Origin of the sequence: Robertkochia flava, from assembly GCF_020166515.1 — a bacterium.
Taxonomy (GTDB): Bacteria; Bacteroidota; Bacteroidia; order Flavobacteriales; family Flavobacteriaceae; genus Robertkochia; species Robertkochia flava.
This window is the reverse complement of record NZ_JAINZT010000001.1, coordinates 1-14817: the sequence shown is the minus strand read 5'-3', so window position 1 is coordinate 14817 and position 14817 is coordinate 1. Positions and strand designations below refer to the sequence as shown.

Annotated in this window: 9 protein-coding genes and 1 tRNA gene; 7 read left to right on the top strand and 3 right to left on the bottom strand. The window is 47.5% G+C overall.

Going from position 1 to position 14817, the window contains the following annotated elements; all coding sequences use genetic code 11:
- Positions 1-91 precede the first annotated feature (91 nt).
- Positions 92-2914 (bottom strand): DNA polymerase I, encoded by a 2823-nt coding sequence (gene polA, locus K7R11_RS00050; RefSeq protein WP_224487669.1) that lies wholly within the window; start codon positions 2912-2914, stop codon positions 92-94.
- Positions 2915-3157: 243 nt separating this feature from the next.
- Between polA and K7R11_RS00045 the strand changes: the two genes are divergently transcribed.
- From K7R11_RS00045 to K7R11_RS00035, 3 genes are all read left to right on the top strand, one after another.
- On the top strand, positions 3158-3883 hold the full coding sequence (locus K7R11_RS00045) for a copper homeostasis protein CutC (protein WP_224487667.1): 726 nt from the start codon (positions 3158-3160) through the stop codon (positions 3881-3883).
- Between the two features lie 65 nt (positions 3884-3948).
- Positions 3949-5187 (top strand): metallophosphoesterase, encoded by a 1239-nt coding sequence (locus tag K7R11_RS00040; RefSeq protein ID WP_224487665.1) that lies wholly within the window; start codon positions 3949-3951, stop codon positions 5185-5187.
- Between the two features lie 73 nt (positions 5188-5260).
- Positions 5261-5557, top strand: a complete 297-nt coding sequence (locus tag K7R11_RS00035; RefSeq protein WP_224487664.1) for a thioredoxin family protein — start codon at positions 5261-5263, stop codon at positions 5555-5557.
- A 7-nt stretch (positions 5558-5564) separates the two neighbouring features.
- On the opposite strand, the gene K7R11_RS00030 is transcribed toward K7R11_RS00035, so the two are convergent.
- On the bottom strand, positions 5565-6245 hold the full coding sequence (locus K7R11_RS00030) for a polysaccharide deacetylase family protein (protein WP_224487663.1): 681 nt from the start codon (positions 6243-6245) through the stop codon (positions 5565-5567).
- A gap of 7 nt (positions 6246-6252) precedes the next feature.
- Complete coding sequence (locus tag K7R11_RS00025; protein ID WP_224487662.1) at positions 6253-9603, bottom strand: protein O-mannosyl-transferase family; 3351 nt, start codon at positions 9601-9603, stop codon at positions 6253-6255.
- 186 nt (positions 9604-9789) lie between these two features.
- Between K7R11_RS00025 and K7R11_RS00020 the strand changes: the two genes are divergently transcribed.
- The 4 genes from K7R11_RS00020 (at position 9790) to infB (ending at position 14599) form a co-directional block, all read left to right on the top strand.
- A tRNA-Gln gene (locus K7R11_RS00020) sits at positions 9790-9861 on the top strand.
- Positions 9862-10031: 170 nt separating this feature from the next.
- On the top strand, positions 10032-10496 hold the full coding sequence (rimP, locus tag K7R11_RS00015) for a ribosome assembly cofactor RimP (RefSeq protein ID WP_224487661.1): 465 nt from the start codon (positions 10032-10034) through the stop codon (positions 10494-10496).
- Positions 10497-10505: 9 nt separating this feature from the next.
- Complete coding sequence (gene nusA / locus K7R11_RS00010; protein ID WP_224487660.1) at positions 10506-11741, top strand: transcription termination factor NusA; 1236 nt, start codon at positions 10506-10508, stop codon at positions 11739-11741.
- Positions 11742-11779: 38 nt separating this feature from the next.
- On the top strand, positions 11780-14599 hold the full coding sequence (gene infB, locus K7R11_RS00005) for a translation initiation factor IF-2 (protein ID WP_224487659.1): 2820 nt from the start codon (positions 11780-11782) through the stop codon (positions 14597-14599).
- The last annotated feature ends 218 nt before the right edge of the window (positions 14600-14817 follow it).

Genomic DNA, 14817 nt, shown 5'->3' with positions numbered 1-14817 from the left:
TCAAAGAACTGTTGTCTGGCATATAAAAAGATCTGCACGTTTAGGTTTTGACCGTTTGTGATTAGGAATTTGAAAACTGTCTGTTTAGGTGTTAATGAGCCTCCAGCCAATTGCTTCCTGTTCCCAGTTCCACATCCAGGGGAACGCTCAGGGTGTAAGCATTCTCCATTTCATGCTTGATCATTTTTCCTACCTCTTCCAGTTCGTCCTTATGTGCGTCAAAAACGAGTTCATCATGTACCTGAAGCAGCATTCGGGTCTTGTAGTTGCCTTTTTTGAGCTTCTCCTGGATGCGCAGCATGGCGATCTTGATCACGTCGGCTGCACTTCCCTGTATGGGGGCATTCACGGCGTTGCGTTCTGCGGCTCCTTTTACGACCTGGTTTCTTGAGTTGATGTCTTTGAGGTATCTTCTCCTTCCCAGGATGGTTTCCACATAGCCGTTCTCCCGTGCAAAATCGATCTGGCTGCTGATGTAATTTCTCAGTTTCGGATAGGTCTTGTAATACGTGTCGATCAATTCTTTCGCTTCGGTTCGGTTCAGGGAGGTCTGGTTGGAAAGACCGAATGCCGATACTCCGTAGATGATTCCGAAATTTACGGTCTTGGCATTGCTTCGCTGCTCGCGGGTAACCTCTTCCAGGGGAATGTTAAATACCTTGGCGGCAGTAGAGGCATGAATGTCCTGGCCATCGCGGAACGCCTGGATCATGGTTTCTTCCTGGCTTAAGGCAGCGATAATACGCAATTCTATCTGGGAGTAGTCGGCAGCCAGTAGGGTGTAATCTTCATTTCGGGGGATAAATGCCTTTCTGACCTGGCGCCCGCGCGCGGTTCGTATAGGAATATTCTGAAGGTTTGGGTTGTTGGAACTCAGTCTTCCGGTGGCAGCCACGGCCTGCATGTATACCGTATGGATGCGCCCGTCATCCGGGTTCACATCCTCGGGAAGGGCATCTACATACGTGCTTTGAAGCTTTTTGAGTTGCCTCCATTCGAGAATGTCTGCAACGATCTTGTGTTCTTCGGCAAGGTCAGACAGTACATCTTCTGCCGTGGAGTATTGTCCTGTTTTTGTTTTTTTAGGTTTGTCTGCCAGTTTAAGCTTTTCAAACAGAATAGGACCCAGCTGTTTCGGGGAGGCCAGGTTAAATTCTTCTCCGGCCTGCTCATAAACAGCCGATTCCAGTTGGGCGATCTCCCCGGTCATTTCCTTTGACAACTCCCGTAGGTATTCACCATTCAGGTTGATCCCCTCAATTTCCATTTCGGCCAGCACTTTCACCAGGGGCGCTTCTATGTTCCTGAACAGGTCCTCTGCATTTCGCTTGGGCAGCTCCTTTTCAAAGAGGTGTTTCAGCTGCAGGGTGATGTCGGCATCCTCTACGGCGTAGGCCGTTTGTTCTTCCATCCCAACACTGCGCATGGATTTTTGATTCTTTCCTTTTTTGCCGATCAGCTTTTCAATGGGTACCGGGCTGTAATTGAGATAGGTCTCTGCGAGCACATCCATATTGTGGCGCATGTCCGGGTTGATCAGGTAATGCGCGATCATGGTGTCAAATACGGGGCCTTTCACTTCAATGCCGTAACGGGAAAGTACTTTGATGTCATACTTCAGGTTCTGACCGACCTTTTCGATCTCTTCATTTTCAAAAAATGCCCGGAAATTTTCCAGCAGCTCCCGGGTTTCCTCCTGGTCTTCCGGGAATGGAAGGTAATAGCCCTTGCCGGGTTCCCATGAAAATGCACAACCTACAAGTTCAGCTTCCAGGGCTTTCAGGCTGGTGGTTTCGGTGTCAAAACACACACTTTTCTGTAAGAGCAGTTTTTCCAGAAGTAAGGTCCTTGACTTCCCGGTATTTACCAACTGGTAGAAATGAGGGGTGTCGTCAATGGTTTTATATCCCGAGGGGCTGGTCTGGGTTGCCGAACCACCCTCTGCCGGGGTGCCGAAAAGATCGTATTGCACCTCGAGGCTGGCGTTAATGCCTTCCTGGGCGGTGCTTTCCTTTTTCTCAGTTTCCTCCACATGAAAGGTCTTGAGTAGGTTTTCTTCCATTCGCCTGAACTCCAGTTCATGAAAGATCTCTTTAACCTTGGGGAAATCCGGGGTGTTCAGCTCAAAATCTTCTTCGTGAAACTCCACCGGAACGTCAATCATAATGGTGGCTAGTTTTTTAGACAACCTTCCGAGTTCGGCGTTCTCGATCACCTTCTCCTTCATTTTTCCTTTAAGCGTATCGGCGTTTTCCAACAGGCCTTCCAGGCTTCCGAACTCCTTGATGAATTTCTTGGCAGTCTTATCTCCAACGCCAGGTAATCCCGGGATATTGTCTACGGCATCTCCCATCATACCCAGGTAATCGATCACCTGGTCGGGCCGTTCCACCTCAAATTTTTTCTGTACTTCCGGGATACCCCAGATCTCAATGCCATTTCCCATGCGGGAAGGGCGGTACATAAATATGTTTTCACTTACCAGTTGGGCGAAATCCTTGTCCGGGGTAACCATAAAGGTTTTATACCCTTCCTTCTCGGCTTGTTTGGCCAGGGTACCAATGATGTCATCGGCTTCATATCCTGGTTTTTCGATCACCGGGATGTGCATCGCTTTAAGAATTTCCTGGATATACGGTACCGCTATTTTGATCGCCTCAGGGGTTTCGTCCCGATTGGCCTTGTAGGCTTCGAACATTTCCAGCCGGTCTTTGCTCCCTTCCTTGTCGAAGGCTACGGCAAGGTGGTCGGGTTGTTCCCTTTTAATAACGTCTAATAAGGAATTCATAAAGCCCATGATGGCAGAGGTATCCATACCCTTGGAATTGATCCTTGGATTTTTAATAAAGGCGTAATAACCTCTGAAAATAAGGGCGTAGGCATCCAGTAAAAAAAGACGTTTTTGTTCCGGCATAATGGTGATCTGATATATGTTCTGCGTAAAAATAAGGAAGTTTTAAAGGAAATGCAGAAAACCTGTTTTATTAATTGAGAGTGCACTTTGTGTGCCGGTGCGCCTTGGGTTCAATGGCTAATTGGGAGTGTCGCGGTAATTTGCTGGCTAATGGTATCTTAAGGTAAGAGCTTTAGGCTTTAGTAGGGTGGAAAATAATCGGTACCTTTAAAGGAGTCGTATCCACACCTGACCCTGACCAAAATGATCACAGAAGTTTGCGCACCATCATTACTGTCTGCTGTAAATGCGGGAAAAGCCGGAGCCCACAGGGTAGAACTTTGTTCGGAGCTTGTACTCGGTGGGGTAACGCCTTCTTATGCCCTGATAAAAAAGGTAGTGGAGCTATTGGATATTCCGGTTTATGTGTTGATACGCCCTCGAAGCGGTGGGTTCACCTACAGCAGGGAAGAGTTGGAGGTCATGCGCAATGACGTGGCTATGTGTGCCGATCTGGGTTGTGCCGGGGTGGTTTGCGGGGTTTTAAAAAAGGATCACCGCATTGATACCGTGGCAACAGCCGGTCTGATGGAGGCAGCAGGTGAAATGGATTTCACCTTCCACAGAGCCTTTGACTGGGTGCCCGATCAGGAAGAAGGAATCGAAAGGTTATTACAGATTGGCTGCTCGAGAGTGCTTACCAGCGGAGCCCGGCCTACCGCAGAGGAAGGGCTCGATGCCCTTGTGACTTTAGAGCGGAAATACGGGGATGAAATCATTGTTATGCCGGGAGGCGGGGTCACTGAGAGGAATATCGGGAAATTCAAGACCAGGGGATTCAGGGAGATCCATTTTTCTGCTACCAGGCTTCAGCATCAGTCGCTGCCCCTTCCAAAGATCTCCTTTTACCCAAAAAGTCTGCCGGATGAAAGGGAGATCTATGTTTCCGATCCCGCAGTTATTAAAAGGATGGTAAACTTGGTTAAATAAAAATTAAAAGGTCCGGCTTCTGTCGGGAGAAGAATACTTTTGTGATACACAATCGTTTATAACGCATGTCTAGATTCTTTATTTTTCTCGGAATACTCTACCTGGTGGGCGCTTTTTATGGGTTTCAGGCCCTGCGCACCCTGGTGAAGAATCCCTGGTTACAAGGGATGTACCTCCTGGTGTTTCTCGTGGTGCTGGGCAATATCTATGTCCAGTTCAGTGGTTACGACCGTTCACAGGGAATGAGCAGTGCGATGAGTGTCTCCGTTGGGATATTCCTGGCTTTTATGGCGCTTGGGTTTATTTCGGGGGCGATCATGATGGTTGAGGATGTGATCCGGTTTTTTGGATGGGTGCTGAGAAAGATATTTAATTCGGGAACGGGAGCAAAGGTGCATTTTCCGGAACGAAGGCGTTTTGTAAGTCAGGTGGCCCTCCTTTTGGCTTCCATTCCTTTTGCTTCCCTGCTTTATGGGATGTATAAGGGGAAGTACGATTACCGGGTATTGCGGTATGTTCTGGAGTTTGATGACCTTCCGGATGCTTTTCATGGGTACACCATTACGCAGATCTCGGATATTCACAGCGGAAGTTTTGATGATCCTGAGAAGGTGTCCTATGCTGTAGACCTGGTAAATAAGCAGGATAGCGACGTGATCTTGTTTACCGGCGACCTGGTGAATAGTGTTGCACGGGAAATGCATCCCTGGATGGATGTTTTCTCCGAATTAAAGGCTCGGGACGGGGTGTTCTCGGTGCTGGGTAATCACGATTATGGCGATTACGCTGAATGGAATACTGAAGAAGATAAGGAAGAAAACCTCGAAGAACTCAAGCGTATACAGCAGCGAATTGGTTTCGATCTGCTGCTTAACGAAAGCAGGTTTCTGCAAAAGGGCGATCAGCGAATCGCGCTGGTAGGGGTCGAGAACTGGGGAGCCGGTGGATTTAAAAAAGCCGGAGATCTGGAGTTGGCTTTAAAGGATGTAAGCGAGAAGGATTTTAAGATCCTCATGAGCCATGATCCTTCGCACTGGGAACAGGAGGTATTGAGGCACCCCTGGCATGTACATCTTACCCTAAGCGGACATACCCACGGGATGCAGTTCGGGGTTGAAATTCCGGGATGGATCAAATGGAGTCCGGTAAAATACCGTTACAAATACTGGGCAGGCATCTACCAGGAGCTGGGGCAATATATCAATGTAAACCGCGGTTTCGGATTTATAGGTTACCCTGGACGGGTGGGGATCTGGCCGGAGGTTACCGTGATCGAACTTCGCAAGCGCTCTTCTGAGGTATAATGCAGCGCTTTGACTCAGTTTATTAGTTTTTTTATTACATTTGATTTGTCAAGCGCTTAAATTTCAATACTATATGTCAAAATTTGGCGAATTAATCGATGTTAAAGTACCGGTGCTCCTCGATTTTTACACAGAGTGGAATGATCAGTCTGTAGGGATGCACCCTGTGCTTCGCGATGTTGCTGCAGCCATGGGAGACAAGGTCAAGGTGATCAAGATCGATGTTGATAAGAACCGCGAGCTGGCCGAGGCCCTCAGGGTAAAAGGGTTGCCAACGCTTATGATCTATAAGAACGGGGAGATGGTCTGGCGCCAGAGTGGCGAACAGGACGCAGATACCCTTATAGGATTACTTCAGGAATACGTTTAAGTCCGGGTCAGAGGCTTTCCATTTCAAATCCATTTTCATTTAGGAATTTCAGGTATTCCGGCAAGATCACCTTTAGGTTTTCAAAGGCTTTCAGGCTGTCGTGAAATACAATGATACTTCCCGGCCGGGTGTGTTTTTTCAGGCTGGAAAGGCTTTTGGCTGTGTTCAGGGCAGGGTCGAAATCGGCACTTAGTAAACTCCACATGATCACCCGGTAGCCTTGGGCATGCAGTAGCCCGGTAATTTTTTTATTGATCTTTCCGTAAGGCGGCCGGAAAAGAGGGGTTTCTTTCTTCCCGGGACTCCCGGTTTCCAGTGCAATTCGCTCTTCAGTCTTTTCTACCTCCTTCATATAGATGTCGGGGGTGCTTTTGGAGGCGTTCAGGTGATTAAAGGTGTGATTCCCGATGCGGTGTCCCTTGGAAAGAAGTGTCCTGAACAACTCCGGGTGATGATCTATATTTTTTCCGATACAAAAGAAGGTGGCCCTGGCATGATAGGTTTCCAGTTGTTCCAGAACATAGGGTGTAACCACGGGGGTAGGGCCATCATCAAAGGTGAGGTATACGGTCTTTCTCGTCTTTTCTGCCTTCCATTCAAGGTCAGGGTAGAGTCGCTCCACCAGGGCAGGAGTTTTGAAAAGGTATGGCTTCATATAAAAAAAGGCCGGGTGCTTAAGCCCGGCCATTTGTTTTCTAATTTTCTCTCACGGTGTCTGAGCCCTCTTCCTCTGCGTTGGAGTCAGCTGCAGAATCTGCAGGAACAACCTCAGCAGGAAGTGCCTCCGGTTGCATGAGCTCTTCATTTCTGGAGCGCTGCGCCTCCCGGTATATAGAGAACATCGGCAGGTAGTCATTAAAGATCTGCGCCTGTTCCAGGCCATAATCTTCGCTGTCGTTCTGCACGACGATGTCGATCAGCCCCCGGTAACGTTCCATATTATTAATGATATCCTTGGTGTAGTTGAGTTGTTCCATATCATCCATAGACCCGTAATACTCGAGGTATTCCTGGTATTTTTTAGCGACCTGTTCGAAAAGCGCTCTGGCCTTTTCAGGTTCTCCTACCTGGTAATAACCATTTACAAATGGCTCGAGGAAGACGTAATAGCCGAAATAGCCGAACGGCATCTTCTCCATGGCCAGATCAATGATCTCCCTGGCTTTTTCGGTTTTACCTTCTGCGATGAGCTTTTCGGTTAGCCTGGCCAGGTTGCCCCGGAAAGAGATGCTGTTCTTCCGGGTTTCGGGATCGTGGTAGATCTCCGTGGATTGGGAGTTCCCCCATTTCCAGTCCATGACGATATTGTACATCAGGTCTTCATCTATTCGTCCCATTTCATACGGGTTCTTGGGGTCGATAGGCGTCTTGATAGGAACGAGCTTATACACCAGTCCGTCAAGCTGCAGGTAGTCTTTCATCCAGATGTATTCTGCGGCATCAAAACTACCACCGGTAAAGTAGATCGGACGCTCCCAGTTGTTGTTGGCCAGGATGTCCAGCATCATGATACGGTTCTTCGGTAGGGCGTCTTTTGGAAGATCGATATTGATATAATCTGCGATCAGGTGCGCATCTTCCGGTTTAACCAGTCCGCTTTTAAGAACATTCTCTTTATTGACAGGTACCCTGATCTTGTTGGTGGGGTAAATATGAAGGTTCCTGTAGCTTTCAGGATAACGGGAAGGATCGATCCCTTTGCGCTTCAGCACAAAATCCATGGTGTACTTGTCATTCGATACCCATTCCATAAAACGGTCGATATCCCAGCGTTCGTCAGTGAGTTCATGATAGTAGATCAGGTCTCTAACCCCGTAAACGTATTGGTCGTGGGTAAGCTGCGATGGGATCGGCTTACTTTCGTAGGCAGCGCGTTTCATCTGGTCGATATACCAATCGGTGGCAAACAAACTGGTGTTGATGGTTCTTACGTCGGTTCGGTACCCCTCAACTTCCTGGGCATACCATAAGGAGAAGGTATCGTTATCGCCTATGGTAAAGAGCATGGCTCCGGCATTCTCCTGAATGGATTCAAGATAGGATTTTGCGATCGATTGTGCAGTATATCGGTCAGACCGGTCGTGATCGTCCCAGTTTTCTGTAGCCAGAACAGCAGGTACGGCCAGGAGACAGATCACTGTAACCAGCGGGGCCAGGATCTTAGGAGCAAGGAATCGCTTAAACTCGTCGAAAAGGGCATAGACGCCCATTCCGATCCAGATCGCAAAAACATAAAAGGACCCCACAAGGGCATAATCCCGTTCCCGTGGTTCGAAGGGTCTTTCGTTCAAATAGACTTTTAAGGCAAGTCCTGTAAACATAAAGAGTACGAACAGGACCCAGAATTTCTGCTTGCTTGTTTTTAAGAGGAAGAGGAATCCGATCAAGCCTAGGATCATGGGCAGGAAGTAATAGGTGTTCCTTCCCTTATTGTTAAGGACATCAGAAGGGAGGTTGTCCTGAGAGCCAAGGCGCCACTCGTCGGCGAATTTTATGCCGCTAAGCCAGTTGCCATGGTTGTCGAGTTTACCCTGGATATCGTCCTGGCGTCCTGCAAAATTCCAGAAAAAGTACCTCCAGTACATGTATCCCATCTGGAAATCGAAGAGGTAATGCATGTTTTGCCAGAAAGTGGGTCGTTCCACCTCTATAAATTCACTGAACTGCTTGATGAACCGAACGTAATCCTCGGTATCGAGGCTGCCGTTTTCCAGATCACTACCCAGCCGGGCCACTGCCCCGGTGAGCTGTTGGTCGCCCCGGTATTCTCTCTTTACCCGGATATTAACCGGTCCGGTGATCTTCATATAATTTGCTGCGTGCTCACTGCTCCACATCCGTGGCAGGAAGCCCACATGATCGCCATGAGGGTTCGGTCGCGCATCCTTGTAATCGTTAACAATGACGTATTTGCCGTTTTCGTAATCTCTTTCATATTTAGGTTTGTCGTCCCGGAAAGGATCAACGGGATCCTGCCCTGCCCAGGCGTCAGTAAACATCGGGCCGTTAAACAGGTGGGTCTCCGGATACTGCTCCATATTATAGTAGGCCAGTAACTGCCTGGCATCGGTAGGGCTGTTCTCGTTTATTACCGTTCCTGCGTTGGCCCGGATCGGGATCATGAGCCAGGTGGAGAATCCGATCAGGATAAACATAGTGCTTAGCACCACACTGTTTAATATAGGGTATTGTTTTTGTCGGGTATAGTGCAACAGGTACCAGAAGGCTGCAATGACCAGGATGGCTGCAATAACGGTTCCCGAATTGAAAGGGAGCCCCATGCTGTTCACGAAAAATACTTCCAGGTAACCGAAAAAGCGCATCACATTAGGAAGCAGGAGTTTAAAAATAAACAACAGGATGGCTATTGAGACCAGGTTGGCCAGGATAAACCCTTTGGCAGTATGCTCCTTATAGTTTCTGAAGTAATAGATCATACCTATGGCCGGGATGGTGAGCAGGGCCATAAAGTGCACCCCGAACGAAAGTCCGGTGATCAGGGCGATCAGGATCAGCCAGCGATTGGCTCTTGAGGTATGCATTTCATCAGACCACTTTAGTCCGAGGTAAAACATGAGCGCCATCAGGAAGGTTGCCATAGCGTACACTTCGGCTTCCACTGCATTGAACCAGAAACTGTCGGTAAATGTAAACGCAAGGGCTCCGGTGAGTCCGCTTCCCAGTACAGCCACATATTTTGCCCCCGTCATCTCTCCCTGCATGCTGGCGAGCTTCAGGGTGAGGTTGGTGATGGTCCAGAACATAAAGAGAATGGTAAAGGCGCTGGAGAATACCGACATATGGTTAACGGTAACCGCAATGGTTTCGGGATTCGAAGAAAAATTAGCGAAAAAGGCACCTATCATTTGAAACAATGGAGCCCCTGGAGGGTGACCTACCTGTAGCTTGGAGGCTGTTGCGATATACTCCCCAGCATCCCAGAAACTGGAAGTAGGCTCAACGGTCAAATGATAAACGGTCAGGGCGATGGCGAAAACGACCCAGCCAAGGATCGTATCCCATTTTTTAAACTGTAATGCAGTCATGTACTTATTTTCTATTGGTGGCGAATTTAAGAATAAATATAAGACAGGGTAGCGCTTTTAATCAACCTTAACAGGAGAAAATAAAATTGAATGGAAATAAATTTTAAAAATGTTTGCGCAAATAAAAGTTTGTACTAAATTTGCAACCGCTTTCGAGGATGAGCGCATCCAACAGAGCACTGCTGATGGCCTATGGTGTAATTGGTAACACAGCTGATTTTGGTTCAGTCGTTCAAGGTTCGAGTCCTTGTAGGCCAACAAAAAAAGCTTCCCTGATCGGGAGGCTTTTTTTATTTTACGCTGTCTGAGCAAATTGCAATTTCCGGGCCTGTGAAAGGTTTAAAAAAAATTGTATATTTGCAGCGTTGAAAGAGATGATAATTGATTTCAGAGGGGACAGGTGTCCCCTCTTTTTATACCAATAACAAATGCTGAAAGAACGGGTTGAAGAACTTCTGAATGAAGTGTTTGAAGAGCGCGAAGACCTTTTTCTGATCGACCTCAAGGTGACTCCGGATAACAAGATCCTGGTAGTCATTGACGGGGATCAGGGGGTTAACCTAAAGGATTGTATCGAAGTGAGCCGTAAGGTAGAGCACAATCTGGACAGGGAGGAAGAGGATTTCTCTCTGGAGGTGAGTTCTCCTGGGGCTACAGAGCCACTGCTGCACAAGCGGCAGTACACCAAGAATATCGGGAGAAAACTTAAGGTGAAGCTGGCAGAGGAGACCCTGGAAGGGAACCTGGCCGGTGCGACCCCGACCCATATCCTTCTGGAGTGGAAGGCCAGAGAGCCTAAACCGGTTGGAAAAGGGAAAGTAACCGTTCAGAAAGAGAGAGAGGTTGCTATAGAAGATATTGTAGAAGCTAAAGTGATGATAACGTTTAATTAGACAATTACCATGGAAAATCTTGCATTGATCGATTCATTTTCAGAGTTTAAAGATGACAAGCTCATAGATCGTGTAACGTTAATGGCTATTTTGGAGGATGTTTTCCGAAATGCTCTGAAGAAAAAATACGGTTCAGATGATAATTTTGATATTATCATTAACCCGGACAAGGGTGACCTTGAGATCTGGAGAAACCGGGTTGTTGTCGCTGACGGAGAAGTAGAAGATGAGAATCAGGAGATCTCGCTGACAGAAGCCAGAAAGATCGAGCCTGACTTTGAAGTGGGAGAGGATGTTTCTGAAGAGGTGAAGCTTATTGACCTCGGGCGTCGTTCCATACTTGCACTGAGACAAAATCTGATCTCCAAGATACACGAGCATGATAATACCACCATATACAAGCAGTTTAAGGACCTCATTGGAGAGATCTATACTGCAGAGGTGCATCATATTCGTCATAAAGCTGTAATTTTACTCGATGATGAAGGGAATGAGATCATCCTTCCAAAGGAAAAACAGATCCCTTCCGACTTTTTCCGTAAAGGAGAGAATGTAAGAGGTATCATTGAAGGCGTGGAATTGAAGGGGAATAAGCCCATGATCATCATGTCAAGAACCGCTCCTGAGTTTCTGGAGAAGCTCTTTGAGCAGGAAATCCCCGAAGTTTTTGACGGACTGATCACGGTGAAGAAAGTGGTGCGTATCCCAGGAGAGAAGGCAAAAGTGGCTGTTGATTCCTATGACGATCGTATAGATCCTGTAGGAGCCTGTGTGGGGATGAAGGGTTCCCGTATTCACGGTATCGTTCGTGAATTGGGTAATGAGAATATCGATGTGATCAATTTCACCAACAACCCGCAGTTGTTTATCAGCAGGGCATTGAGTCCGGCTCGGGTAACTTCCGTAACTTTGAACGAAGAAACCAAGCATGCTGAAGTAACACTGAAGCCGGAGGAAGTTTCAAAGGCGATCGGGAAAGGAGGGTTTAACATCCGTCTGGCCGGGCGATTGACCGGGTACGAGATCGATGTGTTGAGAGAAGGTCTCGAAGAAGAGGATGTGGAGCTCACAGAATTTTCAGATGAGATCGAAGAGTGGATCATTTCCGAATTCAAGAGAATCGGACTGGATACCGCGAAAAGTGTTCTGGAGCAGGACCTGGCAGACCTGGTAAAAAGAACCGACCTCGAAGAGGAAACTATTTTAGAAGTTGTTAAAGTTCTGAAGGCAGAATTTGAAGACTAACAGCTTAAACGAAAAAATTAGAGGATAACAATTAATTTATGGCTGAAAACGCAAAATTGAGGCTAAATAAAGTTCTTAGAGAATTCAACATCTCCCTGGACAGGGCGGTAGAATATCTTGCATCTAAAGGTATAGAGATAGAAGCAAGGCCTACCACCAAGATCTCCGGGGATGTGTATGAGGTTCTTATGCAGGAATTTCAAACAGACAAGAGTAAAAAGGTGGCTTCTAAAGAAGTGGGCGAAGAGAAGCGCAAAGAGAAGGAGGCCATCCGCCAGGAGCTGGAGAAAGAGCAGGAGCTTAAGCGTCAGAAAGAGCAGGAGGTGATCAAGGCCAAGGCCAGCCTTAGCGGTCCTAAAACCGTAGGTAAGATCGATCTTGACGGAGGTAAAAAAGCGGAAACCGCTGAAATAGCCACTCCGGAACCTGCTGAGGAAGCACCTGTGAAGGAGCAGGTTTCCGAAACCAAGGCGCCTGTTGAAGAAAAGCCTCAGCAAGAAGTTGCGAAAGAAGAAAAGACCGTGGAGAAAGAAAAGCAGGAGGCTCCTGTGAAAAAGGAAGCGAAACCTGCTGCTCAACCGGAAGAGAAAAAGGAAAAAGAAGTGGTTAAGGCGGAAGCACCCGTTAAGGAAGAGAAGCCTGCGCCAGAGACCAAGGATGTGATGATTGACGACGAGGTGGTGAAGTCGGAAAAGATCGAAACCAATTATACGCGATTGTCAGGTCCTAACTTCACCGGTAAGAAGATCGATCTTTCCCAATTCGAGAAGCCGAAGAAAAAGAAAGAAGCCGCCAAGGCTCAGGATAAAACAGCTGACGACAAGAAAAAACGTCGTAAGCGAATTAGTAAGGATACCAATAAAGGACCGGCTCAGGGTGGAAGCCGTCGATTCCAGAAAGACACCAAAGGTCGTGGAAGAGGACGTAAGGCCCCGGTCGAAAAAGTGGAGCCTACTGAAGAAGAAGTACAAAAACAAGTACGGGAGACTCTTGAGAAATTACAGGGTAAAGCCAGTAAGTCAAGAGGAGCCAAATACAGAAGAGAGAAAAGAGACAGTCACAGGCAAAAAACCGAAGAGGAACTGGCACAGGCAGAAGCCGAGAGCAAAGTGCTCAAGGTAACCGAGTTTGTTACCGTTAGTGAGGTGGCAACCCTTATGGATGTGTCCGTAACCCAGGTGATCTCTGCGTGTATGTCATTGGGAATGATGGTAACCATGAACCAGCGTCTCGATGCAGAAACCCTCTCTATTATCGCGGAAGAATTCGGTTATAAGGTCGAGTTTATTACTGCCGATATCGAAGAATCAATTCCCGAAGAGGAAGATCAGCCGGAAGATCTGGAGACCAGAGCTCCGATCGTAACGGTAATGGGTCACGTAGACCACGGTAAAACTTCCCTGTTGGATTATATCCGTGAAGAGAACGTGATCGCAGGTGAGAGTGGGGGTATTACCCAGCACATCGGAGCCTATGCGGTTACCCTGAAAAACGGTCAGAAGATTACCTTCCTGGATACTCCGGGTCACGAAGCGTTTACCGCAATGCGTGCCAGGGGAGCTCAGGTGACTGACCTTGCGATCATCGTGATCGCTGCCGATGACGATGTGATGCCTCAGACCAAGGAGGCCATCTCTCACGCTCAGGCTGCAGGAGTGCCGATCGTTTTTGCAATTAACAAGGTGGATAAACCTACCGCAAATCCTGATAAGGTGAAGCAAAGCCTTGCGGGAATGGATCTTCTTGTTGAAGATTGGGGTGGTAAGATCCAGTCACACGATATTTCTGCCAAAACTGGCCAGGGCGTTCAGGAACTGCTTGAAAAAGTACTTCTGGAAGCCGAAATGCTCGAATTGAAAGCGAATCCTGATAAACATGCCAATGGTACGGTTGTGGAAGCCTTCCTGGATAAGGGTAGAGGTTATGTAGCTACGGTATTGGTTCAGGCGGGTACACTCCGGGTAGGAGATTATGTGCTGGCAGGAACGCATAGCGGTAAGGTGAAAGCCATGCAGGATGAGCGAGGTAAGACCATCGCTGAAGCAGGGCCCTCAACTCCGATCTCAGTATTAGGACTTGATGGAGCGCCACAGGCAGGAGATAAGTTCCATGTGTTCGAAGATGAGAAGGAAGCCAAGCAGATCGCTGCCAAACGTACGCAGTTGCTGAGAGAGCAGTCGGTAAGAACGCAGCGTCATATTACCCTTGATGAGATCGGTAGACGTATCGCACTGGGTGACTTTAAAGAACTTAATATTATCCTTAAAGGGGATGTGGACGGTTCTGTGGAAGCGCTAACAGATTCCTTCCAGAAACTGAGTACCGAAGAGATTCATATCAATATCATTCATAAGGCCGTTGGTCCGATCACCGAATCGGATGTACTTCTGGCTTCTGCGTCTGATGCAATTATTATCGGATTTAACGTTAGGCCGATGGGTAATGCCAGAACCATTGCAGATAAAGAAGAAATCGATATCCGTACGTACTCGATTATTTACGATGCGATCAACGATCTGAAAGATGCGATGGAAGGTATGCTTTCTCCGGAACTTAAAGAGGAGATTACCGGTACTGCAGAGATCAGGGAAACCTTTAAGATCTCCAAGGTGGGAACCATTGCAGGATGTATGGTGACTGATGGTAAGATCTACAGGAATTCCGGAATCCGTCTGATCAGAGACGGGGTGGTGATCTTCACCGGCGAACTGGCTTCATTAAAACGATTCAAAGACGATGTTAAGGAGGTGTCCAAAGGGTATGACTGTGGATTACAGGTCAAAGGCTACAACGACATCAAAGAAGGTGATATCGTGGAAGCTTACCAGGAGGTTCAGGTTAAGAAGAAGCTTAAGTAAGTTTTATATAACAGATAAAAAAGCCCTGCAGTTGCGGGGCTTTTTTTTTGGTGATAAGTCGGGAGTCGGGAGTGGGGAGTTGTGAAGAGTGTGTACGTCCCTGATATAGGTTGACCACTTAAACGTGGAAAACTATGAAAGCAAGTCTTGGAAAGATCCGTAAGAGCCGTCATTATTCGGAGGATTTTAAAAAACAATTGGTCAGTGAATTCGAAAGT